Origin of the sequence: Bovifimicola ammoniilytica (assembly GCF_025567085.1) — a bacterium.
In the GTDB taxonomy this organism is placed as follows: Bacteria; Bacillota; Clostridia; order Lachnospirales; family Lachnospiraceae; genus Bovifimicola; species Bovifimicola ammoniilytica.
The window spans coordinates 173,361-198,155 of record NZ_JAOQJN010000006.1 but is presented as its reverse complement, the minus strand read 5'-3'; the positions used below and the strand labels follow the sequence as shown (position 1 = coordinate 198,155).

Below are 24,795 nucleotides of genomic sequence, written 5' to 3'. Positions count from 1 at the left end.
AACCACGAACGGTTACAGGTAGTATTCCACGCCTTTCCGGTTTCGGATAAAGTGCTGGATATCCTTGATGTCTTTTGCCATCTTGCAGCTTGGAAGCGCACACATCACTTCCTCATGATACCTGCCGCCTTCTCCTGCACGCTCGTCTAAAATGGACACGACACAAGTATCTGTCTCGGTGCGGAGTGCCCGTCCGAATCCCTGTCTTAGTTTTTTCTGCATGTCTGGAACAATCACTGCCTGAATATAATCTTTCAGGCTGGCATATTCCTTCTTCTGTGCTTCGCTGATGGGATCAGGAACAGCAAAGGGCAGTTTTACTATAATCAGCGAAGATACCATATCTCCAGGGAAGTCTACTCCTTCCCAACAGGAGCCGGCTGCAAAAAGGACAGCATTGTCCATCTGTTTAAATCTTGTGATCTCTTCCGGTGAATGTCTCCACACCTCTATCATCGGGAACGGAATTTCATCCCTTAACATCTGGTAAACGTTTCCCATCAAATGATAAGATGTGAACAGCACCAGCGTATGCCCGTAAGTCGAACAGATCAGTGAATGGATATGGCCTGCTATCATCTCCGCCTCTTCCTGACTTCCTCTTCTGGATTTTTTCAAATTCTTAGGCAGATATAAAAGACAGTTCTTCTGATATTCAAACGGGGAGTCTGCCACATATTCCCGGACTCTCCGCACTCTCTGTAATCCTGTCATTTTCCGAATGTGGGAAAATCCCTGTCCGGTTTTTAAAGTTCCGCTTGTAAGAATCGCTCCCATTCCTCTGCTCCATAACATCTGGTCCAGATACTGTGGAATCCGCCTGCTGGATGCACACAATATAATCCTGTGATCATGGTCCTGCTTCAGATGCAGTACATACTTCTTATCCTGATGGAAAAAGTATTCCAACACACTTCTGGTTTCTTCCAGCTTGTTTCTGATCCACTTCGGAATCTTCTTTTCTAATTTTTCTATGATCTTATTCATGGTCTGTATCCCCTCACATAAATACATTGCACACTCTTCTGTCATGTGGAATTCTTCTTTTATCCCATATCTGGTTCTGTGGTTTTCTCCTATGATGTCCAGCACCATACGGATCGTCCCAGACAGTTTTCTTATCTCCGGGCCTTGGTACTCTTTCCCAAGATAAAAGCAGATTTCCCGGATATCGTCATAACAGAGGCTCTTCCCGAACATCTGCTTTGCCGCATCCGGCAGCTTATGTGCTTCATCGACAATCAATGCCCGGTAGTCTTTTAATAACGGGCGGTAATCCTGCAGCCTGTGATAACCATCAGCCAGCAGATAATTGTGATTACAGATCTGAATGAACATTTCATGATCTCTGGAACGCTCCAGATACTGCTGATACCTGCATGAGCCTCTTTTCGGGCAGTCTCCCGAACAGAACTTCGGTACACTCACCATCCTTCTGTCAAACCCACTTAAGTTGGACACTTCGTCCATATCATAATGTTCTTTCAACGACAGCAGAGCTTCTTTCTGCAACGCATTTTTGTTTTTTTCTTCGATTGCAACGATTCGTTGCTCCAACCTCTCATCGCAGACAAAATGCTCTTTCCCTTTTCGTATCACAGCTTTAATAGGGGCCTGAATCGTCCCGTTCTCCTGAAGAATCCGGGAGAGAAAAGGGATATATTCTGTAAGAATTGCTTTCTGGAGTGTAATGCTGGAAGTAGATATCACGATCGGACGCTGCTCATAAGGGGAACATCCTTCTGCAAGGAGAGAATATTTTCTCATCAGAACACAGGCCACCAGATAGGCATACGTCTTGCCGATACCGACACCCGCATCACACAGTGCTATGTTTCTTCCCAGCAGGTTATCCAGCATTTCGTGGCATAACATAATCTGTTCTTCCCTTACTGCCATTCCATGTTCTGGAAACAGCACACGAAAGATTGTATCAATTTCACGATGCGCTCTTTTTAAATATTCTTTTGTGTAATACATAATTTGTTACCTAATATGCGTGCTGATACCACATCAATACGGCTGTAAAGGATTTCTCCCTACAGCCGCATGTATCTGATATCAACGACACATTCTTCCTTGATTTCTTATACTTTTGTTTTTTGGCGTTGTATTTGTCCTCGACTCCCCCATTGCCTTACGGGAACATTACAGGCGGATGCTTGGCATTGCACCACTCATGGATTTTCTAAAGGTCTTGCTGATTACAACCCAAAGTCCATCCTCTGCTCACTGGCAGTTCCTATGTATCATTATCCCCTCGTAAGTGATCCTCGCAAAAGACCGCCACGGTCCTGTTTCAGTTAAAGGTAATTCGCTCGAAACAAAAACACCAGCAAAGAATTTTTTATATTCTTTCCTGTCATTTTCATTTGTCCTCGCGCCTTCCTAACACGCTTCTACTTACGGGAACGTACCTGTAATGCTGGTATAGGATTGTCAAAGTACACTGGCAAAATTTACCTGCCTATTAAATAGCCGATGAAAAATGCTGTTATTATTCAATTTTCGACAAATTATTTAATTTTTTTCTTAAACGGTTTCTTTTGGTATAAACGGTCTGTTCTGCCATTCCCATAATTTTGGCAATCTCTCTTCCTGAATATCCCCATGTACTAAGCAAAAGTATCTCTAATGTCTGATGTTCTGTGCCCTTTAATAATTCATAGATCCGTCGGTCTCCAATGTTGTCTAAAAGTTCTCGGATATCCTGTGCAAACCGTCCTCTGTCCCTTTGTTTTATGGAATCCATATCCTGCATCATTTCATCCAGATGTTCCCGGAATCTGCGCTCTTCCAGAAAATCTTCCCTGTCCATCTGGCGCAACTTTTGGATCTTCTCTTCTTCCATTCCCAGTTCACGCAGTTTCTTTTCTTCCTGTTCTTTCCAATAATTCCACTTTCGTTCTTCACTTGTCTTGTTATAAGCCATTTAGCTTTCCTCCGATCTGATTTTTGGTATAGAAATCAAATCGGAGCATGGCGGTGACCGGATATGTACGTTATAATGTTCGAAAAATGTCGAATAAAAAAATGCTGCAACCTCTTCGATTACAGCACTTCTTTTTCCCTTACTCTTTTGTTTTTTTAAGGACTTCCATTGATGCAAATATAACTCTTCTCCTTGTCATGCCTTACTAAAACACCACAAAAAGAAGTATATAGAAAAAGACTGTCAGAACTGTGTAATGTAACAGTCATCTGCCAGTCACTTTTCGCATAATTCGACATTTTTCTACATTTTGCTCAATGTCTGTCTATATCTAAATAATATCCCACCTTTCGTATACTCTGAATTATCTTTGCAGCCTCCGGTTCTGTCTTTTCCATTTTTTTGCGGAGTCTGCGTACAAAACACCAGATCATGTTGGCAGAGTCATCTCCATATGGTTCTTTCCATAACTGTTCAAAGATAATCTCATGGGTAACTACCTGTCTGGAGGCATCTGCCAACAGATACAGGAATGCCTTTTCTCGCTCATTTAGGGTTGCAAGCTCATGCTTCCCCCAGTAAACAGTATGATAACGGCAGTCAATTAGAAGTTTTCCTTTCCTTATGATCTCCTGCTTTTCTCTTTTTCTTCCAGTGTTCCATGTGATATCGGAACGTCTGAGTAATGCATACAGGTACGTGTTGATCAAGCTGACCGAAGGATGTGGAAATACTAGGTCTGCACCCCATTCGATATACTTTTTTACCGCCTGAATCCCCGGTATCACTACAATAATCGGAGCCCTGCTGTACTGCCGGACTTCCCAAATCAGCCTGCCCAGCTTTCCGTTATCATTTCTCACAAGCATCAATACTGCGTCATAGACCGCTATGGTATGGAATTTTTCAAACACATCCAGATTAACGGTCGTACATTCCCACTCATTTTTTAACCCTTCACAAAGTTGACTCCACTTATCTACCTCATCCGCAGCAATCAATACTTTTTTCATTTGTATCCCTTTTCTTATGTTACTTCATTTTTAAAGCAGAAAAGACAGTGAAATCTCTCCACCGCCTTTCCTGTTTTTGATTTAATTCGTTAATTTCATTTCTTCGTTTAACGTATTCTCTTCCTTCATCTTCCGTACCAATTCTTGAATCTTTTTATAAGATTCTTCGCTGATTGTATGTTCCATCCGACACGCATCATGATTTGCAGTTTCCGAAGATACTCCTATTCGTCGTAAAAATTCTTCTAAAAGCACATGCCTTGCATAGATTTTTTTTGCAATCTTTCTTCCTTCTTCTGTCAGTTCAATGCTGCCATATCGGTCTTTTATTACATATCCATCTGCCAGCAGTCCACGTACTGCAACTGAAACACTCGCTTTGGAATAGTTCAGATAATCACTAAGCATAGAATTACGAACATATCCTTTCTGACGTTTCAATACATACGCCGCTTCCAGATAATCTTCTTTGGATTCTCCAATTTTCATATACTACTTTATCCCCTTTTGGAAAGTATTTCTTCTGCATTCCTGCTGTTAAGAAATTCTGCCATTCTCCATTTCATATACCACATCTGCCACATTCATTGTGGATACTCTGTGGGATACCAAGACAACTGTTTTCTTCTTGGCCGATTCTTTCAATGATTTTAAGATAATTCCCTCATTTAAAGAGTCGAGGTTCGATGTAGGCTCATCGAGTAGAATGAGGGGGCATTCATGGAGAAATGCTCTTGCAATTCCGATTCTCTGTTTTTCACCACCGGACAGCGTATCACCCAGTTCTCCGACTTCTGTATCATATCCTTTCGGAAGTGTCATAATGAAATCATGGATAGATGCTTTCTTTGCGGCTTCCATAATCTCTTCTCTGGATGCTCCCGGCTTTGCGATGGCAATGTTGTTTGCAATGGAATCATGGAACAGGTGTGTTTCCTGCGTAACATAACTTTCCATATCTCTTAAATGCTTGGTTGGAATCTTGCGGACATCTGTACCGTCTACCGATACACTTCCATCCTGCACATCCCAGAACCGCATCAACAGTTTTAAGAGTGTAGATTTTCCGGAACCGCTCGCACCATGAATCCCTGTGATTTTACCCGGCTGTAATTTCAGTGAATAGTTATCTAAAATAACTTCTTCACCATAAGCAAATGTTACGTTCTCTGCCTCTGCTCCTTTAAATTCATATTCCATGCTCTCTACACCGGAAGTTTCCACATCCCCCGGAATTTCTTCCACAAGCGGCGTCTCTTCCAGAAGGGAGAGAACACGTTCACCACTTGCCAATGTCTGGTTCAGGTTGTTGGAAAGGCTTGATAATGCTACTACCGGTCCGAAAGAACCCATCATTGCGATGGTACAGGTTAAGATTCCCTCGAATCCCATCGCACCTTTGTCGTACAGCCAGATTGTCAGTGCCAGCATTCCAAAGGATGCAAGCAGGATAACCATGTTCGTAAATGAACGCTGTGAGCCTTCCATTTTGCTTAATGACTCCTGCATTCCTGCAAGATTTTTGGAACGCTCAGACATCTGCTCTTTTCTCTTTTCACCCTGTCCGTACTGGATGGTCTCGTCCAATCCTCGTAAAGAGTCCAGAACAAAGCTGTTCAGTTCTCCGAAGTTTGTCCGAAATTCCATTCCCTTCTGGCTGCCACGTTTTCCATTCCACATCGGGATGGCTACTCCGACAATCAGATAAGCTGCCAGTGCAAGCACGCCTGCTAACCAGTGATATCTTCCGATAAAAATCACCATAATAATTGAGGTCAGTGTTGCAATCGCAATCGGGGAAATGGTATGTGCATAGAACACTTCCAGTAATTCGATATCGGTTGTAATAATCGAGATCAGATTTCCCTTGTCCCGTCCTTCCAGTTTTGCCGGGCAGAGTTTTCTCAGTGCTGCAAACACTTTATGGCGGATGATTGCCAACAGCTTAAATGCGATAAAATGATTACAATACTGTTCCACATAATGCAGGATTCCACGAAGCACTGCAATTACGATCATGACTGTGATAATCGTTTTTACTGGAGTAAATACCAGCCACATATTGTCCACCGGAACAATCATTCCGGCTACTCCTGTCAGAAGACCATGCACGATGACCTGTCCTGCCAGTATCGTCAGGAAGATTGCACATAAATAACCCAATGTTCCAAGGATGATTGCTGCCAGCATGATATGGAGCAGGGGTTTTACCAGACCAATCAGACTTTCCATGATCTGGAGGGCACTTCTGCGTTTTGTTGTATTCGTATTTTCACTCATTATGCCACTCCTCCTTTTCCATAGTTTTCCAATGCCATCTGGCTTTCATACAGATGTCTGTACGCACCATTCCGGCTCATCAGTTCGTCATGCTTTCCGCTTTCTTTGATTTCTCCGTCTTTTAAGAAATAAATCTTGTCAGACTTCACAACATTTGCCAGTCTGTGAGAGATCAGAAGCACCGTCTTTGTCTTTGCCAGTTCGTGAATCACATTCATGATCAGTTCTTCACTTTCTACATCGATATTGGATGCGGCTTCATCAAAAATATAAACCGCACTGTCTGTCCGAAGCAACGCTCTGGCAATCACCAGTCTCTGACACTGACCGCCGGACAGGTTACTTGCTTTTTCCAGCAACTGTGTCTGCAAGCCATCCTGTGTCTGTAAGAACCCTAAGAGATTCACTTTCTGAAGGACAGCTTCCATCTCTTCTTTCGTTGCGTCCGGTTTTGCCATCTTCAGATTTTCTTCTACTGTACCTTTGAACAGGTAGCTGTTATGGCGAACCAGAACAACCCTCTGCATCAGATTGGTTTCATTCACTTCATTAAGCGGTACGCCACCGATGGTAATTTCTCCGTTATATCCCCGGTTCTTTGCTGCAAGGATTCCGGCAATCGTACTCTTACCACATCCGGATTCACCAACCAGTGATACAAAACTTCCTGCCGGAAGATTTAAGTTGATTCCTTTTAAAATCTCTCTGTCCTCTTCATAAGAAAAGTGCACATCTTTTAATGTAACATCTAACGCGACCTCCGGCAGTGTTTTTTCTCCAGCCTGTGGTTCCGGCAGATCTAAAATCTTGAAAATCTTATCACTCGCTGCCATACCATTCATTGCGATATGGAAGAATGAACCAAGCAGTCTGAGTGGCAGGAAAAACTCGCTGGCAAGCAGAACAATACATAACGTTCCTGCTACACTGATATTTCCTTTTAAGAATTCGGACACCGCGACTGCCATACCGATCGCAGCTCCACCATAGGCAACAATATCCATCATGCTTGTGGAATTGAGCTGCATGGTCAGCACCTTCATCGTAATCTTACGGAAATTCTGGGATTCCACATCTATCTCATCTGCTTTCTGCTGGTCTGCCTGATAAATCTTCAGTGTGGTAAGTCCCTGTAAATTTTCAAGGAACGAATCTCCCAGTCCAGTATAGATGCTCCAATAGTTATTTAATAATCTCTTCGCCACTTTCTGTACCACCACGATAGAAATCGGGATCAGTGGTACACAGATCAGCAGGATCACACTCGCTTTCAGGCTCACTCTGCAAAGAATGATAAATAATGTCAGTGGTGCAATCAGGCTGTAAAATAATTGTGGAAGATATTTTCCAAAGTATGTTTCCAACTGCTCCACACCCTCAGTTGACACCTGTACGACCTCCGAAGAGGATACCTGCTCACTGTAGGAAGCTCCCAACTTTAACATTTTCTCATAAATCTTTTCACGCAGAATCCGCTTTACATCCACACACGCCAGATAGGAAGACCTTGCTCCCATCCGTTCACAGATAAATCGAATCACCACAACCAGAACTAAAATCAGTATTGTCCGCTCAATGATCGGTACGGTTACTGCCCGGTACACTACCCGTTCCAGTAAATCTGCGATAGAAAAGACTGCCAACACTTGCGACAGGAGGGCTGCCCACTGCCACAAAATCGTATACACGATATACTTTTTTGCGTGGGACAACAGCCCCACCAGTCTTGTTTTAATCATAAAAATCTTACCCTTTTGTTTCTTTCTTCGATTCTTTTTTACTGCATACCAGATGCCATACTGCAAGAACTGGATGGTATAATAACATCCTTGGTCCTGAAAAACGCATAACCTGCCTGATCTGTTCTCTCACCTCTGGCTTATAGCAATGCACTTTACAGTTTGCGCAAAATGTCTTTTCTTTCATAAAAGGACACTTTTCACTTCGAAGTCTTGCATAATCCAAAAGTTCCTGACAGACAGGACAAATCTGCCCTGCCTGCCTGTCTTCTTTCGGATGTTTTTTCCGGCAATACAGCCGGATCATCTCTTCCACGACATGCTGTTCCTTCTGTCGTTTCTTTTCTACTTTATCCATCATATTATTCCACTTCTGCACCTTCCGGTAATTCTTCTCTCACTTTTAAAGTTTTCACTCGAAGGAAGAAGTATAACAGGTGGCATACCCAAACCACTGCGATACAGATTCTTCCGATTGGTACATTCTTCATGCAGATAAAGCCGATTGCCATGACTACCGTTACCATTCCGATAATCTTGCATTTTGTTCCTATTGTCATGGCTCTTTTCTGAACAAAACTGTCCAGATGTTTCTTATAAAGATTCGTTCCTACGAACCAGTCGTGCAGTTTCTTAGAACTCTTTGCAAAGCAAAACAGTGTTGCCATATAAAACGGAACGGTTGGCAGGATAGGAAGTACAATTCCTATCGTACCAAGTCCCAGGCAAAGAAATCCAAGCACGATCCATACTACTTTTAAAGGATTTTTCATCTTCTTTCTGTTCTCCTGTGGGAGTTTTCCTCCCCTTTATTTCTTGTCGTTCTACTACTATTTTCTTCTTACACCGCCAGCACAAACTTCCGTCCATCAACCCTTGTCACACCAAGCTCAATGCCATACAGTTCCCGGATGCTCTCTTCCGTAATCACTTCTTCCGGATCACCTTCCACCAGCACTTTTCCATCTTTCATGCCGATGACATTATCTGAATATGCGATTGCCTGATTGATGTCGTGCAGTACCATGATGATGGTTATTCCAAATTCCTGATTGAGTTTTTTCACCAGTTGCAGGATCTCAATCTGATACCGGATATCCAAATAGGTAGTCGGCTCATCGAGGAACAGCGTCTTTGTTCCCTGACAAAGTGCCATTGCAATCCATACACGCTGACGCTGTCCACCGGAAAGTCTTGACACTTCTCTGTCACGATATTCTGTCAGATTGGTTACTTCCAATGCCCACTGAATCATACGCTCATCTTCGGCACTGTCTCCCTGCATCATTTTCTTATGTGGGGTTCTTCCGAATGCCACCAGATTCTCAACGGTGATATCGTCTGATGCACTGTTATACTGCTGAACAATCGCAACCTTTCTGGCAAATTCTTTTAAATTCAGGTTCTGGATATTCTTTCCTTTGAGGAAAATATTTCCTTTTCTCGGATATAAGTTTTTCGTCATCAGGGAAAACAATGTAGATTTTCCACATCCGTTTGCTCCCATAATCGTTGTGATTTTACCTTCTTCAATCTTCAGGGATACGCCCTTTAAGACTTTATTTTTTCCATAGGAAAAGTGCAGATCTCTAACTTCCATCGCAGGCTTGTCTGCCCACTTATCCGCTTTTTTCACTTTCTTTGCTGCTTCATTCTCTGTAGAAGTCAAATCCATATTCTTTTCTTTACTTCGCATACTTCTTAGACCTCCTTAACAGAATGATGAAGAATGGGCCTCCGACCACACTCATAATGATGGATGCGGATACCTCATACGGAGCAGCTATCGTTCTTCCGATGGTATCTGCCAGCAGGAACGTAAACGCTCCGAACAAAGCACTAAATGGAACTAATGCCTTGTGGTCGCTTCCTACTAAAATTCTTCCGATATGCGGAACAATCAGTCCTAAGAAACTAATCACTCCGGCTACTGCTGTGGAAATACTTGCAAGCAATACTGCTATCAGTGAAATCACGATACGCATTGCATTGACATTGATTCCAAGGCTTCGTGCTGTCTTATCTTCCAGTGCTAACAGATTACACATCTTCGTCATAATCAGTGCCAGAACCAGTCCGATAATTACATACGGTACTAAGGTTTTCACATCATCCCAAGTTTTCATTGTGATATTACCATTGACGATGGCTGCCACGCCAGACATGTTTCCGCCATTCATTGAATTCAGCGCACTGGATAATCCGGTGAACATTGCATCGACTGCCACACCGACAAGGATAATTCTTAAGGGACTTAATCCCCCTTTCCATGACAGGCTGTAAACTAAGACAAATGCAATCACACCACCAAGAAATGCAAATAATGGAGTGAAGAAAAATAAAGTCGGTGCAAATGCGGTAATGAGTACCGCCGCAAAACTTGCTCCACTGGAAATACCGATGATTCCCGGATCGGCAAGTGGATTTTTTAATACCGCCTGAAATAACACACCCGATACCGCTATCGCAGCTCCGGCTAACATGGAGATTACAATTCGTGGGAATCGTAAGTCATAGATTGTTGCCACGTCTTCATTGTACTTTACAAATAATCCTTTCAGTAGTTCCGGGAAGCTGACTTTCAGGCTTCCGATATTCACTGCCGCAAAAAATAATGCAACCAGCAATACGATCATTACAATAAAGGAAATGGCTGCTTTTGCTGTTTTCCGATGCTTTCTTGCTTTATCCTGACCGGAGAGGTTCTGGACTTCCCTTTCGGAAGTCTCAGAAGTATTTTTTAATTCTGTCTCTTTCATCTGTCCTCTCCTTTCTACTTGCTCTGCTGTTCGTTGTATTTTTCAGTTGCGTCAGAATCCTTTGCTTTCTTCTGTGCATTATCACTGGTTTCTTTTGCTTTTGCTGAATCTTCATCACTTTCCGGATAAAGGATTGGCTGTAATTCTTCCAGTGCCTGTGGATACTTAAACGTAGCACTCATACCGAAATATTCATAAGTCAGATCATAAACTCTGCCGTTCTTCACAGCATCGAAATGCTGCCAGATGTCATTCTCCGCAAAATCTTTATTGAACATTTCTACCACCTGATCCGGCAGTGCATGTGCGGCACGTAAGATAATATCCGGCTCTTTGGTTTTCATGTCTTCAGTATTTACGGTCAAAAATTCCTGATCGGTGTCAGAGTATACATTCTCTCCGCCTGCCAGTTCCACCAGACTTCCTACATAGGAATTCGGTGTTGCGATAATATAAGACCCCGGAAGTCCCATCAGGATCATTACCTTCGGATGGTCTTTTCCTTCATTCTTTTTCTTATAATCATCATAGAATTCTGTAAACTCGTCCACCAGTTTCTGTGCCTGATCTTCTCTGTCGAAAATCTCACCCAGTTCCTGAATGGAACGGTACATACCCGGCACACTTCTAAGATTCAAAAACGCCCAGTCTGTATCGATTGCTTCATATTTCGGCTGCAGATCACTCTGCAATGACACCGGACTTAAAATCCAGTCTGGATTAAGTGAGGATACAATCTCCATATCCGGACTCATGGCTGTTCCGACTGTATCTACATCTTTGTATCTGTCTGGAATTGTGGATACGGTGCTACTGCAAACACCTACCAAATCCAGTTCCAGCTTGTCACAGATATCTGCGGTTGCCGGAGAAGTCGCTATAATTCTTGGGCTTTCTTTCATAGCCTGTACTTTTTTCTTGGCTGCTTCTACGGCTGCCTTTTCTTCCGGATCATTAATCTCTAAGAGAGACTTGGCATCTTCATTGGAAGAATCCTTGTCCGATTTGCTGTCAGAAGTCTTTTTATCTGCCGTCTTACTGCTGGCTGTCTCATCTGTACTGCTCTCTGTCTGCGTAGCAGAATCACTGCTTTTCTTTCCCTGACTCTGGTCTACACAACCTGCCAGAGAAAAAATCATGGTCATTGCAAGGAGAACAGCCGATGCTTTTTTCAAACGCCTATTCATCATCGTCCTCTGCACCTCCCCAACGTTTCCAGTTCTTACGGAAGAAATAAATCACTCCGGATACTGCTCCAAGCAGAATCAGACCTGTTACTACAACTGCCAATGCAATCTGAAAAATCCGGTTGCCGGAAGAAGTATTTCCGCTATCGGAATCGCTGTCACTTGTTCCATCTTTCGCAGTAGAAAGACTTAATCCTTCTGAAGAATTTACTGGATTTTCTGTATCCAGTGAAGAAGAATCACTGCTCGGTTTTGCAGCTTCTGTAATACTGCTCTCCAGTTTCTTTGATGAGCTGCTGGAAGAACTGCTTTTATCGGATGAGCCGGAACTCTGAAGAGAAGAACTTCCAGAACTTAAACTTCCACTGGAAGTAGAACCTGAATTATCTACTGAACCAGAACCACTGGATTCTACTGCTGTTCCATCAGAACTTTCTGTTACCATAGTTGCGTTCATGTCTGTATTGTTTCCTTCACTGTAGTTGCTCGGATACAGATAGAAAATAACATCTCTTCCCATCGGTTCTACATACATGGAACCTCTGACTACACAGTTTTCGCTTGGCACACGCATACACACATCGGCTGTTGTACCGTTGCTGTCTGAACCATTTCCTGTAATACCGATTTCTGATGGTGTAGACCAGCCGGAATCTCCTACATTCTGTACCTGAAAACTATGTCCACTGGTGTAGTCCATCAGACTCATGCGGATGGTCAGATAATAAGCTCCATCGTCTGATACTTCCAAGATACCATTGCTGTATACACAACCTTCTACCATGCCCTGTCCTGTTGCATAAGAACTCTCTCCACCGGAATCTTCGATTACTCCGGTAACCGGGTGTGCGTAACATCTGTTAATTGTACAGCTATACACTGTCCCGCTTGCGGCATAAGCCTTAACAGCAGGAAAGCCTGCCATTAAAGTAATGGCAAGCACACAAGTCATAATGGCAGACAATATTTTATTTTTTTTCGCTGCTAATTTCATTCCTTATCTCCTGTTAAATGAGTTTGGCAGACTCCCAGTCCCGAAGGAATGGGAGGGTCGTCTGCCAAATCTCTACTTAATTATTTTATGTTTGCTTTTTTCTTTCTGTTGTACTCCATGATTCCTGCCAGTAAAGCGACTCCTCCGAGAAGAAGGATAGCTGCCCACAGGGTATTGTTCTGTACAACATCACCAGTCTTAACGTTGGATGCTGATTTCAGGCTGGAACCTGATCCAAGGCTGGATGTTCCACTCTTCAGACTTGAAGAACCACTTCCAAGTGAGGAAGAACCAAGTTTGCTGCTTCCAAGAGAACTGCTTCCAAGGGTATTATTTCCAAGTGAGCTGTTTCCAATAGAAGAATTACTGTTGTTATTTCCGTTGGAATTACTATTATTGTTGTCGTTCTTATCAAAGTCTGGATCATCGGATGTTGTTGCTTTTAATGAGCTCCAATCCAGTTTCAGGTATACTGGCTGTGTTCCTGTACCAGAGCTGATTGCGTCCATAATCGGAACGAATACCTGTAACGGAACATATCCATCATTCAGAGCTTCCGGAATCAATTCGAATGTAACGACATCTGGATAGTTTGTTCCATAAGAATCAGATACTAACGTTCCATCTGCATTCTTCTGATAACTATCTACGGTAACATCTGCAAGTGATCCCTGCGGATTACCATACTGAGGATCAACACTATAACCTGTTGTGAAGTATTTCAGCTGGCTTAAATATCCAAGTTTTTGTCCTACGGTCAGTCCGTTGAAGTTCAGAGTGATATAGTATTTACCATTCTTCACTGTCAGTTTAATTGTATGGTTGATTGCTTCATTTGACATAGAATAAGTATTCTTGTCTACTTTCACCATTGTTCCATAGATAGAGTAAACCCCATCAGCAAGGTTCTTGATATCCAGTTTTCCATCACTCTTCTTTGCTAACTGCTGGATTGCTTCTGTCAGTTTTGTCACCTGATCATCTACCAGTTTCTGTGATGCAGAATCATTATCCATTACATTCTGAGCACGACCTACTGCACTCTGTAATGTTGCAAGAGAACTTTCTGTATAAATGTCTGTCTGGCTTAAATATGTCTTTGCTTCTGCAATCTTGCTTTCCAGTTTGCTCTTATCTACAACTGCTTTTTCTACCAGTCCGTTTAATGCAGTTGTCAGAGATTTCTCTGCTGCTGCAACTTCTGCCTCTGTTGCTTTTGGATTTGCTGCAACATTCTCAGCCAGTGTAATTGCTGTATTCAGGACCGTCAAACTGCTGCTTTCATAAACATCTGTTTTTACTGCCTCAGCTTTTGCTTTTTCAATCAGGGCATTTAAGTTTGTCTTATCAACAACTCTTAAACTGTCAAGTGCTGTCTGAAGTGCTGTAACCTGTGCCTGAACTTCTGCCTTGGTAGCATCTTCTTTTGCTGCTACTGCCTGTGCATTTGTGATTGCTGTCTTTAATGCTTCTAATGTTGCAGAAGTATAAACAACATCGGTACGATTTGCTTCTGCTGTTGCTTTTTCAATCAAAGCATTCAGTTCTGTCTTGTCTACGATCTGAGTTTCTACTGCATCTACGGCTGCCTGTAAAGCTGTCACCTGCAGATCAATTTCTTTCTGTGTAGAATTCATATCATTGTAAACATCCTGAGCTGTCATGTAAGCCGCATTTAAAGCGTTCCAGTATTCGTCAGCAACATCACCCTGCTGCATACCGGATACCTGATTCAGAAGTGCTTCGATTACACTGTTGTCTCTTTCTACTCCTGTCTCCTGTTTGATGTTTGCCCAGTCGATAGAAACTCTGGCAACCTTTGTACCCTGTCCTTCACCGATGCTTTCCATAACCGGAACATAAACCTCTACATAGAACAGGTTGTCGTTCAGTTCAATCGGGATTGATAATTTTTTTGGATACCAGTTTCCTTCTGTATTCTTGTCGTAATACTCAGAGTTCTTGTCATTAAATAAATCGTAAACATCTGTGTACTCTTCCAGAATTGTTGCATCGGAAGCTTCATATTTTACCGGATAATTATATTTGTTGTATTCAACCGTATCCATATCTACTTTTTTCAGTTTGTACAGATAACCTGTCATTCCGGCAAATTTCATGGACTGGAAGTTCATCTCCAGTGTTACTTCACCTTTACCCGTAACTCTTACAATTCCGTTCTGAATCATGGAAGCATTTCCCATAGAATCTTCATCGGATGTTGCGTTGAGCAGTTTGATCGGTACGGAATATGTACCTTCAAAAATCTGCGGATATTTTTCAAAGAGATCACTCTGTTTGTTTTTAACAACAAGTGCTTCATAAGAAGAGGTCAGCAGTTTTGTCTGCTTTTCTACTTCTGGTTTTGTTGCATTGACATCAGCGGATACTTTCTGAGCAGATTTGATTGCTGCCTGGAAACTGTTCCAACTGTTGTCTGTATAAGTGCCGTCATTTGTCTTGGTCAGTGCATTTTCGATATAGCCATTTAATTCTGACTTATCTACTGCATCATCCAGACGAACAAGTGCTTTCACTGCTTTATCCAGCTTGTCAACCTGTTCATTCATTTCATCTACTGTCGCATCAGATTTTGCTAATACTTCTTCAGCTTCCTTGATTGCAGCCTTCAGATTCTCATAACTGTCTTTTGTATAATTTGCTTCTGCATAATTATTTTTCGCATCGGAAACTGCCTGATCCAGTTCTGCTCTTGCTTTTACGTCTTCTTTCATTACAAGACCTGCTGTTGCTGTGTCCAGAGTAACTTCCGCTGCTGTGATTTCTGACTGGAATGCCACTTTGTCTGCCAGAACACTCTCTGCTGTAGCAATGGCATTTGTCAATACTGCAAATGAATCACTTGTGTAATTCTTCTCTTTTAATACTTTTGCATCATTCAGTTTTGATTCCAGATCGGATTTTTTAATTTCCTGTTTTACTGCAGATTTTAAATCAAGATTTAACAGGAGTTCTGCTTCTCCGCTTTCTGTTGTTACTTTTACTTTATGGTTTTCTACATTTGCAGGAAGTTTCACTACAAGTCTGCCTGCGTCTGTATCTGCATCCGCATATCCGGCACCCTTGCGATACTGCATACCGGTAATTCCGTCCACGTACAGATAAGCAGTTACATTGCCGTCTTTATCTGTATATAAACGAGCAGATTTTAATCCTGCATTCAAATCACTTGCTGTTCCATCCTGATTGGTAAGTGTTGCCTGTACTTCGTAAACACCTTTTTCCATGGAAACGGCTGTTGACATCGGTACAAGTGCATCTACTGCTGACTGAAGGTCTGCGGATGCCTGATCTGCATTTTCTTCTGTTACCTTTCCTTCCTGAGCAGTAATCACTGCCTGAAGGTCTGCCCAGCTTTCTGCTGTATAATCTGCTTCATTTAATGCTTTGGCATTTTTCAGGACTTTATTGTATTTGTCAAGTCCAGTTGCCTCTTTTAATCCGCTGATTGCATCAGAAATTTCTTTATCTAATGCTACGATTTCAGAATCGTTTGCAGAAGTTGTTCCGTCGATTACCTTCTGAGCTTTTGCTACTGCGTCAGATAATACTTTGTAAGATTCCTCTGTATAATTGTCGGCTGTATATTTAGATGCTTTATCAACTGCTACAACTAAAACAGATTTATCGTGGGTTGGCTCGTTAATTTCTGCCACAGGTGTTAAACCAGATAAAGTCATAAATGCAGTTCTGCATCCTTCACCAGATCCAGGAACTTTATGCTGAAGTTCATCCATGATAGGAACAAAGAAGTTCAAATATACCCCATCATCTCTGTCTGCTGATTCTGGAAATTCAAAACCTACGCTCTTCGGATAATATAAGTCATATTCTTCCGCATAGGAATCCATATCTGTGCTTCCCGAATCATTTAGGTAGTAACTATAATAATCAAGCGGTGTATATTCACTTAATATCGGAAGTCCGTTTTCTTCTGTCTGCTCATTATTTGCCCAGAATATTCCATTTGTATAACCATATCTGCCCGTAATCACAATTCCTTGTGTATCAAAATAGATATGTTTCTTTCCATTCTCTACTACCAAACGAGCTGAATCATTTACAACCGCAGAATTGCTCATAGACAATCTATCCGGCTGATCCTGCTGCCACATAGTAACATTAACATTATATGTTCCGTCCTGGATTTCTGAAATATCTACTTTATCCGCTTTTTGTGTAATGGCGATTGTATTATAAACACGAGTAGTGCCTGTTATAACCAGTTCATCGCCCTCCATGTGAATACTTCCATCATCATTTTTATAGGAAGATGAATCAAAATACTCTATCGGATTAAACATTTCATTTACTGGATAATACCATTGAACTTCTATTTTGCTCGTATCCCAGTCTTTCGGAATTTTTACTCTTAATTCTACTGCTCTCGATGGAATAACCTGCGAGTCATTCATTTTTAATGACAAATTATAGATCAATGCTTTTGAAGCGTTTCCTGCTAATAAAGAATAATATTTGTTATATTCACTATCTTCATCTGAGGTTTCCTGTAAAAGTTCTGCTCCAAATTTTGCTTTACTATTAACTGTATAGTTATCTGTTACAAGTGTAACATCACCATCTGTCAATTCGAGTTTTTCTTTCGGTGTTGTTCTTACTCGCAATTCTCCATAGTAGGTACCATCTTCTGTTTGTATCTCAACCTGTTTTCCAAAAATAGCTTCTTCTAAGTTTTCGTATTCAATGGAAAATTTTCCATCTTCCAAAATATTGTCTGAATAAACAGAAATATACTTATTCTTTTTTACTTCTCTCGAATACGCATACATATATTGACGATATGAAGAAGTTGAAGGATAAGTACACTCGCCTAAATCCTTAATTTCTTCAAGTACTCTTATTGAATCAATGCTACTTGTCTCTGCTGTAACAGTAACTTTTCCATTCTCAATTTTTGCTTCACAAGTACCACTAAACAAATCATTTGCAGTTTTTTCTTCTGCTACAAATCCTGTGAAATCCGGTGAATCTCCAACACTGGTTACAACTTTAGAAAGCTCCAATCCAATATTTTTATAATTTTCTTCGTTAATCTCTTTAGCAACTACTGCATTATTTACATCAAATGTAAATTTTCCGTTTACAATTCCGTACATATAGCTTTCCAAGTCATCATCTGTTCTTCCATAACTATAGAAAGCTTTAGTATACATCGTTCCTTCCAGTGTATCCACATCAAAAGAATACCACGACACACCCGTTGTTGCTTTTTCAACAGAATAATTTTGAATGTATTTATCATTCCACTCTTCATTAATTTGTCCTTGTTCCTTCAAATATTCCGTTGCCTCTGATGGATTTTCCTCATTATTAGCAATATATTTTTCTGGAATATTAAAAGTTCCCATAGGTGCATTCGAAGGTGCTATATCATCTGAAATTACACCCGGTTTTGAGAACTGCAAAATATCAATTTTTTCATAATTTTCAATCTGTAAGGTTACATGATATGTTCCATTATCATTCTTTTTTACTAGTGCAACATTATCCATGTAATCCTGAACTGTACCCGAATAAGGCTCCTCCGTAAGCAGTTTTCCAGAAGGTCCATAAAAAGTCAGTGGAACAACATATTCATTTTGGTTATCTAACTCTGTATTTGCGGTATTTGTTTCTTTCTGTTCACCAGCAAACGCTTGTATATTCATACCGCCAAGTAACATACTTGTACTCAATACAAAGGCTAATATCTTTTTTATTTTTTTCATTTTTCCTCCGTATCAATTAAAACAAGCTGCTGCACTTTTGGGTACAGCAGCTTGCTTTACATACATATTTACTTATTTTATTTTGCTGTGATGTCTGTAAGTTTCAAATATCCTGTTGCGTTCATCGGCATACTTCCAACGTATGTTGTGAATTTACCAGTAATTACACAGCCTTCATAAATTGTAGATGCATCTAAACCTGTGAATGTGAAGTAGTAATCTGTTACGCCATTAGTTGTAGTCTGTTTCGGAGTAACTGTTTTTCCATTAACTACCATTTTTCCTAAATGTCCAGTCAGACCTAAATATGTAATCTCATGAGTATGAACAACAAGTGTTGCCTCATCATCTGCAATCGTAATTTCTGCACGCATATCATTGAGTGCAGCATCTCCCATAGATGTTGTTGTACAAGCTGAGTTCTTATAAAGATTCTGCTTTGCTGTGTACTTACCATCTGCTAATGAATCTGCAGCAAACGCTGTAACTCCCATTGCCATTACCATTGTTGCTGCTAACAGTGTAGCAACTAATTTCTTGATCTTTCTCATAACTGTAATCCTCCTTTTCGTTTTTTGGCATTAGCTTTTTTGCTAATAATTTATTAGTTATGATACTTAGAGTTCCATGAGAATTATTCCGGTTACCCACGTCTAACTCCTTGTCCAAAAGATACCATAATTTGCCATCCAATGTCAACACCATTTTTTACAAGTTTGTTGCCTGAATTGCAACAAACGAGCCGTTATTTCCTTTGATTTTGTTGCTATTCAGACAACAATAGACGTAAAAGTGCCGTTATTGATAGTGTTTTATCAACAGCGACACTTTATTGAAATTTTTTCTTATTTTGTTACATGATATGCGTAAATGAGAATTTTTCTCACTTCTTATTTATACCCAGAAATATAACAGTGCAGTGCTTTCCGGCATGTGCATTGGTCCTACGCTGCAGGTAACGGTAACTGGTACAATTCCCATCGTGCCAATCCCCGTCCATCGGTGGATTCTGCACGCTTCCATCGGGATTTTCACTATATTATTCTCTATTCTTGCTTCTTCAAGGACTTCATTATGCTCATACTTCAATGTTTTCAGTTTTCCAGCCATCATTTCACCACTCACTCTGGAGTGTGCTGCCATCTCTTTCAGCTTTAATTCCAGATAGCTTTCTCCATTCTCCTGAACGATTTCGGCTATTTCTTCAAATCCTCTCATCGCCATAGAGTCTCTTCCCTGCCCCTGCTTTTTATTCATCCGGTAAAGTCGGAACACTACCGGATGCCTTTCACATTTCTGCAGATTGTGCTGTATCTCCTGATCCAGTTCATTCTCTTTTTTCTTGTATACTGATTTTTTCTCTGTATAGGCGTTAATCATCAGTTCCAGCATGTGGATGTCGATATTCTCCACCATAACATCCAGTGATTCCTCGATTTCTTCCGGTTTTGCACCGATTTCTTCCAGATATTTTTCAAGATTCTCATGCAGCTTGGTATATCTTTCCAGCCATTCTTCTCCCACAGGAGTAAATTCCAGTGATTCTGTCAGAATTCCTCTTTCTATGCAGTTCTTAAAATAACGGTTCACCGTTGATCGGTTCACGCCATAATATTCTGCGATACTTCCCTGAGCTCCACGTTTCTTTTCTACTTTTGACAGACCTTGTAAATATTGCAGTTGTAGCATCGTAGGTCTGTTCTGTCTCTTTAGATGTTCACCTTTTTCCATTTTCCTGTTCCTCTCTTCGTCACCATACATGAATATTCAATTCCCGATAATCGATTGGCAATGGCTTCTGTTCAAAGCGTGTAATCGCAATGATTGCCACTGCTTCTGTAATCGGGATTCCTGTATTCGCAGTATAAGTACAGATGTCTGTCGGTAACTGATAAACACCTTTTTCTTCTTTCGCCTGTATCCATTCATCATCTCTTCTGTACCATACATAGCCGATGGATTCGTCTTTTTTTGTCTTGAGCAGGAAACAGTTCTGTGACTTTTTCACTCTTAATATGACAGAGTGTTCCAGTTTCCCGTACTCTGGTGCAAGGAACCTTGGATTGCGTCGTTCCGGTTCATACAGTCCGAATGCCATCGGGAACTCACCATCCTCATAAAAGGTATACAAGTCCATATCGTCATAAACTCTGTCGTATACGTCACCGTACTGCAGAAAGTTTTCAATTCCTTTTAACCCTTCCGGACTGATATAATGTTCCACTCTACAGGCATCTTCCTGCGCCCTCTGCTGATCCATTCCACTTACCATCTGAAAGAACTGTGTCAGTTTCTCATGGCGTGCAAGGCACTCCATACCTTCCAGTTTTCCCTTATCGCTCAGTTCCAGATGTCCGTTTTCCGGCTCACACAAAAATCCTTTTTTCACCAGACTCCGCACCAGGCCTGCCGCTTCATATCCGGTTATGTTCACTTCTCTGGCATACTCTTTCGATGTGATCTGTCTGCCCTGCCTCCATGTCCGGTAGACATATTCCAGAAGATCTTCTTCCAGTTCGCCTCTGGCTTTTGTCACATCAATATTTCTGTTTTCAATCTTCTTTACCATTTTACCTTTCCCACCTGTCTTTTTTATATATTTGTCCGCTACACGATATCCGGTATTTTCTGCAAAAGCCTTCCATCCAGTAAGCATATCGTTTTTTTCTTGGAGCCTTTCTTTTTCTCTGCGACACCCCCAGATTACAGGTGAAGTGTATTTCACCCAACCACTGCTGTTCGTACTCTATGTGAAATGCTGTGGCAGGGATTTTGATGATTTGATCATTTACTTCTGCCTTCTTCCAGATTCCATGCATGTTCTGATACCAGATTATTCTATCATCCTCATTTTCCGGATGCTCCGTTAGTTCCAACCAAATCTCCCAAGGCTCTATGTACAGCCAGCCATCCCGTTTAAACCGCATATCTTCGATAGCCGCTTTTCTCTCTTTTCCAATCTCTGTGGTGTAAAAGGAATACCACATCTGAAAAATCGTCCGCAGAATATCTTTTTGCAGGTATTCTTTTGCCACTTTCTTTGTTTCCATTACTTTTTTTCCTCTGTTTCTTATTTCCCGATTACGCTTTGGTTAGTTGGTTCAAACCATGTATTTTTAATTATATTGTCCTTTTTTCAGGTTTGTCAATGCATTTTCCGCTACAACATTATAATTCCATATAAAAATATCCAAAAATATGTTTTTATTTCTTTTTTCACATACTTTTGGATATTTTCATAGTTAATTTCCTGTTTCCTTTAATTTTGACTCATCCGTAGTCTGTGCGTCAACGCAGACTGCATGGATGGCAAGCCGCTTGCTGTATCCGTTCCCTGTACAGGTAGAAAGTGTCAGTATCTTGTTACTGGTCTGCGGCTTTACTCCTGTATCGACATCGGAATCTTTTATCATCTGATCGATAAATTTCTGATACTCTTCGCCAGGCTGGTATCCTACTTTATACACATCACCGCCATTGACCGCATCTTCATAAGAGAAGATTCGATAACGGTAGGCGGTTGTCTCAGAATATACAGTGAAGTATTGATTCTTTTTCCAGAATCCGTCATCCTTATATTTTTTCAGGCTCCCAAACATGCTTCCGTCATTCATATTGTGACCGTAGATGATGTTGTAATAATCCGAAAAATCAGATTTGTTAAGACCTTCCAAAAAGATACACCCTGCGATGTGGCTGTTGCCATACAAGTCGGTTCTCAGATATTTCTCATTGTCACCTGAATACAGAATTGGATAATTGATGCCAAGTTCGTCCTGATTATCAAACCGTATCCATCCGATAACATCTGGATTCTCGGCTTTCAGTTTGTCAAACTCTACTTTTACGTCTGTTGCCCACCAGTCTTTTTTCTTCTGCTTTCCATCATCTGGTTCGGACTCATCATTTACATACTCCTCGGCAAGTTTGTCATAATCTCTGGCGGATTTCCATCGGTCGATGTATGGGGGAAGGATATGCATAAGTGCTACCCCGATTAAAACCACTGCCAGAATGATCCATATCAGCCATCGGTATGAGCTTTTTTTCTTCATGTTGTCTCTCCCATTTTTCCTGTTAGTTCTCTCGAACCACTATCGTCATTATGGAATGTGTGGTCAGAATTGTCAATCTTTTTCTTCTGGCGTACTGTCTGTTGCCTGTCCGTCTGCCCCTATCTATCTGCTCCTGTCTCTCCATCTGTTTCTGCCTGTCCGTCTACGAGGTCGTAGCTCATATCGAGTAAATCCAGAACTTTTGAATCGCTGACAGAACCATCCAACGGAACTGCCAGCCAGTGCTTCTTGTCCATGTACTTTGCCGGAGCAAGGTGATACATTTCGATGTAGTTGCCTATCATGTCCGGCTCTGCCTGAACTTCCATGAAAGTTGTTCTTTCAGCTGGTTGGTAAAAGATGGCATAAGGTGCGGCGGTTCTTGGGTTTTTGAAGATGGTGACGAGGTATCCGGATTTGTTGATGGTGTCTGGATGGGTGGGGTATTGCTTTTGGATGTATGTGAATATTTCTTGTTGGTTCATGTGGGATCCCTTCTTTTTCTCATAATGAATGGATGACCTCTGCCATCCATTATCATTTATTATAACTTTTCTGATTCGCTTATTACAATAGCTTTTTAACAAGTCTCTGTTTTTGAAACAAAAGAAAGCTACCAGTTTTTTTCCTCTGATAGCTTTCCATTCATTCTTATTCTGTTGGAAACATCGCTGTTTCCAGCTTACTCATCTCTGTATCCGAAAGACCATACTTTCCTGAATTATCTTTTTCCACTGATACTTTTACAGTAACAGTTTTTCCATAACTGTTCTTTTCAAGACTCTTCTGGACACTTTCTGTTAATACAGCTGCAAAGACTTCTGGATCATTTCCATCCAATCCCTGCTTTATTTTTTCATTGCTTACCTCTGTAGAGCTTTGTTGCAATGTCTGAAATACATTGGATGGTTCAACTTGTACACTTACTGTATAGACTCCATCCTCTTCTTTCACATCCTGTACTTTGTATTTTGCCAGTTTCTTTACTTCTGCCAGTTTTTCCGCATAATCAGCAATTCCTTTGTCCGTAATGTTATCAGAATCATCAAATTGCTGTTGGATGCTCTCATTAAAATCCTCTTCGATTTCTTTCTTGGCATCTTTTTCCGAGATTTCTAACAGATTCGCATAGTCCTTATATTCTCCATGATAGTATGCATCAAGAGAACTTTGGACGTAGGATTTGGCATCGAAGTCTGGTTGTTTGGAGCAAGCTGATAACAATATACATACTATAATTCCTATACTTATGCACAAAACACAATTCTTCTTTTGCATATTCTCTCCTTCGTTTTTTATTGAACGGCTAAAAGTAATTGATTATATTGATTTAATAAAATATCATCATCAAACTGAATTTTTCCGTTTTGCACATTCCACATATTTTTATTTTCTGAAAGAAATTCCAAAACATTTTGCTGGGATTGAATCAAATTCACTATATCGTCAATATTTTTTTTAATATCATCAACCGAACTTTCTTCTCCCACCATTTCTTTATATAAATCAATATAATACGAATCATCAACATTCTTTAAATAAGACATAACCGTATCGTCTTTTGACAATATTATCATCGTCTCTTTTGAAGCACTGAGTTTATCTTGTGTATTTTTTAAAATTTTCCTTGTTTTTACAAAATCGGGACCATCATTCTGATAATTTTCTGCAGTAAGCGCATTTGGTATTACTTCATCATTTAAAGCCTCTGAAATTGTTAGCATCGTATTTAAATTATCTGCCATATAGTTTTTTATGGCTTTCTCAATTTTGGCATAATCTCCTGTAGTTACTGTAGCTTTTAATTTTTTGCTTATTTTGTCTACATCTATTTGTTCAAAATCTACCATTTCTTTTTGAATTTCATCAATTTCTTTTCGAAGACTTTTCTCCTGCTGTAAATCTTTTATCACAAAAAATGTTATTGTAGCTACTATAACCAGAACCACAACTACAATTACTATTATAATTTTTCGTCTCATATTTTCGAGGCATTGTAATTATTAACAATGCCTCTCACCTCCACTGACTAATTTATTAGCCATGAGCAAAACTCCACACATTCAGTATTTATGCGGGTTTGCGA

Annotated in this window: 21 protein-coding genes; all 21 read right to left on the bottom strand. The window is 40.7% G+C overall.

Features of this window, described 5'->3' with window-relative positions:
• Positions 1 to 12: 12 nt before the first annotated feature.
• Positions 13 to 1,980, bottom strand: a complete 1,968-nt coding sequence (locus tag OCV48_RS09655) for an ATP-dependent DNA helicase (protein WP_015513360.1) — start codon at positions 1,978 to 1,980, stop codon at positions 13 to 15.
• Between the two features lie 517 nt (positions 1,981 to 2,497).
• Positions 2,498 to 2,932, bottom strand: a complete 435-nt coding sequence (locus OCV48_RS09650; RefSeq protein ID WP_015513359.1) for a helix-turn-helix transcriptional regulator — start codon at positions 2,930 to 2,932, stop codon at positions 2,498 to 2,500.
• A gap of 314 nt (positions 2,933 to 3,246) precedes the next feature.
• Entirely contained in the window at positions 3,247 to 3,945 is a 699-nt protein-coding gene (locus tag OCV48_RS09645; protein ID WP_015513358.1) for a winged helix-turn-helix domain-containing protein, read from the bottom strand.
• A gap of 81 nt (positions 3,946 to 4,026) precedes the next feature.
• Positions 4,027 to 4,434: a metal-dependent transcriptional regulator gene (locus OCV48_RS09640; protein ID WP_015513357.1), complete on the bottom strand. Its 408-nt coding sequence runs from the start codon at positions 4,432 to 4,434 to the stop codon at positions 4,027 to 4,029.
• 48 nt (positions 4,435 to 4,482) lie between these two features.
• Positions 4,483 to 6,225, bottom strand: coding sequence for an amino acid ABC transporter ATP-binding/permease protein (locus tag OCV48_RS09635; RefSeq protein WP_147591794.1), 1,743 nt, complete (start codon positions 6,223 to 6,225; stop codon positions 4,483 to 4,485).
• Positions 6,225 to 7,964, bottom strand: coding sequence for an ABC transporter ATP-binding protein/permease (locus OCV48_RS09630; RefSeq protein ID WP_015513355.1), 1,740 nt, complete (start codon positions 7,962 to 7,964; stop codon positions 6,225 to 6,227). The genes OCV48_RS09635 and OCV48_RS09630 overlap by 1 nt, the downstream gene beginning before the upstream one ends.
• 7 nt (positions 7,965 to 7,971) lie before the next feature.
• Entirely contained in the window at positions 7,972 to 8,322 is a 351-nt protein-coding gene (locus OCV48_RS09625) for a nitrous oxide-stimulated promoter family protein (RefSeq protein WP_015513354.1), read from the bottom strand.
• A gap of 4 nt (positions 8,323 to 8,326) precedes the next feature.
• Positions 8,327 to 8,737 (bottom strand): YbaN family protein, encoded by a 411-nt coding sequence (locus OCV48_RS09620; RefSeq protein WP_015513353.1) that lies wholly within the window; start codon positions 8,735 to 8,737, stop codon positions 8,327 to 8,329.
• 68 nt (positions 8,738 to 8,805) lie between these two features.
• Complete coding sequence (locus tag OCV48_RS09615; RefSeq protein WP_229092161.1) at positions 8,806 to 9,660, bottom strand: ABC transporter ATP-binding protein; 855 nt, start codon at positions 9,658 to 9,660, stop codon at positions 8,806 to 8,808.
• Complete coding sequence (locus OCV48_RS09610; protein WP_449495042.1) at positions 9,650 to 10,600, bottom strand: FecCD family ABC transporter permease; 951 nt, start codon at positions 10,598 to 10,600, stop codon at positions 9,650 to 9,652. Before OCV48_RS09610 ends, OCV48_RS09615 begins: the two co-directional genes overlap by 11 nt.
• Positions 10,601 to 10,737: 137 nt before the next feature.
• Entirely contained in the window at positions 10,738 to 11,913 is a 1,176-nt protein-coding gene (isdE, locus tag OCV48_RS09605) for a heme ABC transporter substrate-binding protein IsdE (protein ID WP_055247030.1), read from the bottom strand.
• Complete coding sequence (locus tag OCV48_RS09600) at positions 11,903 to 12,904, bottom strand: heme-binding Shp domain-containing protein (RefSeq protein ID WP_055159318.1); 1,002 nt, start codon at positions 12,902 to 12,904, stop codon at positions 11,903 to 11,905. Before OCV48_RS09600 ends, isdE begins: the two co-directional genes overlap by 11 nt.
• Before the next feature lie 80 nt (positions 12,905 to 12,984).
• On the bottom strand, positions 12,985 to 18,654 hold the full coding sequence (locus OCV48_RS09595) for an NEAT domain-containing protein (protein ID WP_147591793.1): 5,670 nt from the start codon (positions 18,652 to 18,654) through the stop codon (positions 12,985 to 12,987).
• 77 nt (positions 18,655 to 18,731) lie between these two features.
• Positions 18,732 to 19,205 carry a hypothetical protein gene (locus OCV48_RS09590; protein ID WP_015513349.1) on the bottom strand — a complete coding sequence of 158 codons (474 nt, stop codon included), beginning with the start codon at positions 19,203 to 19,205 and terminating at the stop codon, positions 18,732 to 18,734.
• Positions 19,206 to 19,548: 343 nt separating this feature from the next.
• The gene (locus OCV48_RS09585; RefSeq protein ID WP_147591792.1) at positions 19,549 to 20,385 is read right to left on the bottom strand and encodes a hypothetical protein; all 837 of its coding nucleotides are present in this window, start codon (positions 20,383 to 20,385) and stop codon (positions 19,549 to 19,551) included.
• A 19-nt stretch (positions 20,386 to 20,404) separates the two neighbouring features.
• Entirely contained in the window at positions 20,405 to 21,223 is an 819-nt protein-coding gene (locus OCV48_RS09580; protein ID WP_055247019.1) for a metal-dependent transcriptional regulator, read from the bottom strand.
• 1 nt (position 21,224) lies between these two features.
• Positions 21,225 to 21,704 carry a hypothetical protein gene (locus OCV48_RS09575; RefSeq protein ID WP_015513346.1) on the bottom strand — a complete coding sequence of 160 codons (480 nt, stop codon included), beginning with the start codon at positions 21,702 to 21,704 and terminating at the stop codon, positions 21,225 to 21,227.
• A gap of 192 nt (positions 21,705 to 21,896) precedes the next feature.
• Entirely contained in the window at positions 21,897 to 22,709 is an 813-nt protein-coding gene (gene srtB / locus OCV48_RS09570) for a class B sortase (RefSeq protein WP_055247017.1), read from the bottom strand.
• 119 nt (positions 22,710 to 22,828) lie between these two features.
• The gene (locus OCV48_RS09565) at positions 22,829 to 23,194 is read right to left on the bottom strand and encodes an MmcQ/YjbR family DNA-binding protein (RefSeq protein WP_015513345.1); all 366 of its coding nucleotides are present in this window, start codon (positions 23,192 to 23,194) and stop codon (positions 22,829 to 22,831) included.
• Between the two features lie 166 nt (positions 23,195 to 23,360).
• Positions 23,361 to 23,987 carry a hypothetical protein gene (locus OCV48_RS09560; RefSeq protein ID WP_055247014.1) on the bottom strand — a complete coding sequence of 209 codons (627 nt, stop codon included), beginning with the start codon at positions 23,985 to 23,987 and terminating at the stop codon, positions 23,361 to 23,363.
• A 17-nt stretch (positions 23,988 to 24,004) separates the two neighbouring features.
• Complete coding sequence (locus OCV48_RS09555; protein ID WP_015513344.1) at positions 24,005 to 24,691, bottom strand: hypothetical protein; 687 nt, start codon at positions 24,689 to 24,691, stop codon at positions 24,005 to 24,007.
• Positions 24,692 to 24,795: the final 104 nt, after the last annotated feature.

Coding starts and splice junctions, on each gene's coding strand:
- OCV48_RS09655 (WP_015513360.1), bottom strand. CDS start 1,980: ATGTATTACACAAAAGAATATTTAAAAAGAGCGCATCGTGAAATTGAT.
- OCV48_RS09650 (WP_015513359.1), bottom strand. CDS start 2,932: ATGGCTTATAACAAGACAAGTGAAGAACGAAAGTGGAATTATTGGAAA.
- OCV48_RS09645 (WP_015513358.1), bottom strand. CDS start 3,945: ATGAAAAAAGTATTGATTGCTGCGGATGAGGTAGATAAGTGGAGTCAA.
- OCV48_RS09640 (WP_015513357.1), bottom strand. CDS start 4,434: ATGAAAATTGGAGAATCCAAAGAAGATTATCTGGAAGCGGCGTATGTA.
- OCV48_RS09635 (WP_147591794.1), bottom strand. CDS start 6,225: ATGAGTGAAAATACGAATACAACAAAACGCAGAAGTGCCCTCCAGATC.
- OCV48_RS09630 (WP_015513355.1), bottom strand. CDS start 7,964: ATGATTAAAACAAGACTGGTGGGGCTGTTGTCCCACGCAAAAAAGTAT.
- OCV48_RS09625 (WP_015513354.1), bottom strand. CDS start 8,322: ATGGATAAAGTAGAAAAGAAACGACAGAAGGAACAGCATGTCGTGGAA.
- OCV48_RS09620 (WP_015513353.1), bottom strand. CDS start 8,737: ATGAAAAATCCTTTAAAAGTAGTATGGATCGTGCTTGGATTTCTTTGC.
- OCV48_RS09615 (WP_229092161.1), bottom strand. CDS start 9,660: ATGCGAAGTAAAGAAAAGAATATGGATTTGACTTCTACAGAGAATGAA.
- OCV48_RS09610 (WP_449495042.1), bottom strand. CDS start 10,600: ATGATCGTATTGCTGGTTGCATTATTTTTTGCGGCAGTGAATATCGGA.
- isdE (WP_055247030.1), bottom strand. CDS start 11,913: ATGATGAATAGGCGTTTGAAAAAAGCATCGGCTGTTCTCCTTGCAATG.
- OCV48_RS09600 (WP_055159318.1), bottom strand. CDS start 12,904: ATGAAATTAGCAGCGAAAAAAAATAAAATATTGTCTGCCATTATGACT.
- OCV48_RS09595 (WP_147591793.1), bottom strand. CDS start 18,654: ATGAAAAAAATAAAAAAGATATTAGCCTTTGTATTGAGTACAAGTATG.
- OCV48_RS09590 (WP_015513349.1), bottom strand. CDS start 19,205: ATGAGAAAGATCAAGAAATTAGTTGCTACACTGTTAGCAGCAACAATG.
- OCV48_RS09585 (WP_147591792.1), bottom strand. CDS start 20,385: ATGGAAAAAGGTGAACATCTAAAGAGACAGAACAGACCTACGATGCTA.
- OCV48_RS09580 (WP_055247019.1), bottom strand. CDS start 21,223: ATGGTAAAGAAGATTGAAAACAGAAATATTGATGTGACAAAAGCCAGA.
- OCV48_RS09575 (WP_015513346.1), bottom strand. CDS start 21,704: ATGGAAACAAAGAAAGTGGCAAAAGAATACCTGCAAAAAGATATTCTG.
- srtB (WP_055247017.1), bottom strand. CDS start 22,709: ATGAAGAAAAAAAGCTCATACCGATGGCTGATATGGATCATTCTGGCA.
- OCV48_RS09565 (WP_015513345.1), bottom strand. CDS start 23,194: ATGAACCAACAAGAAATATTCACATACATCCAAAAGCAATACCCCACC.
- OCV48_RS09560 (WP_055247014.1), bottom strand. CDS start 23,987: ATGCAAAAGAAGAATTGTGTTTTGTGCATAAGTATAGGAATTATAGTA.
- OCV48_RS09555 (WP_015513344.1), bottom strand. CDS start 24,691: ATGAGACGAAAAATTATAATAGTAATTGTAGTTGTGGTTCTGGTTATA.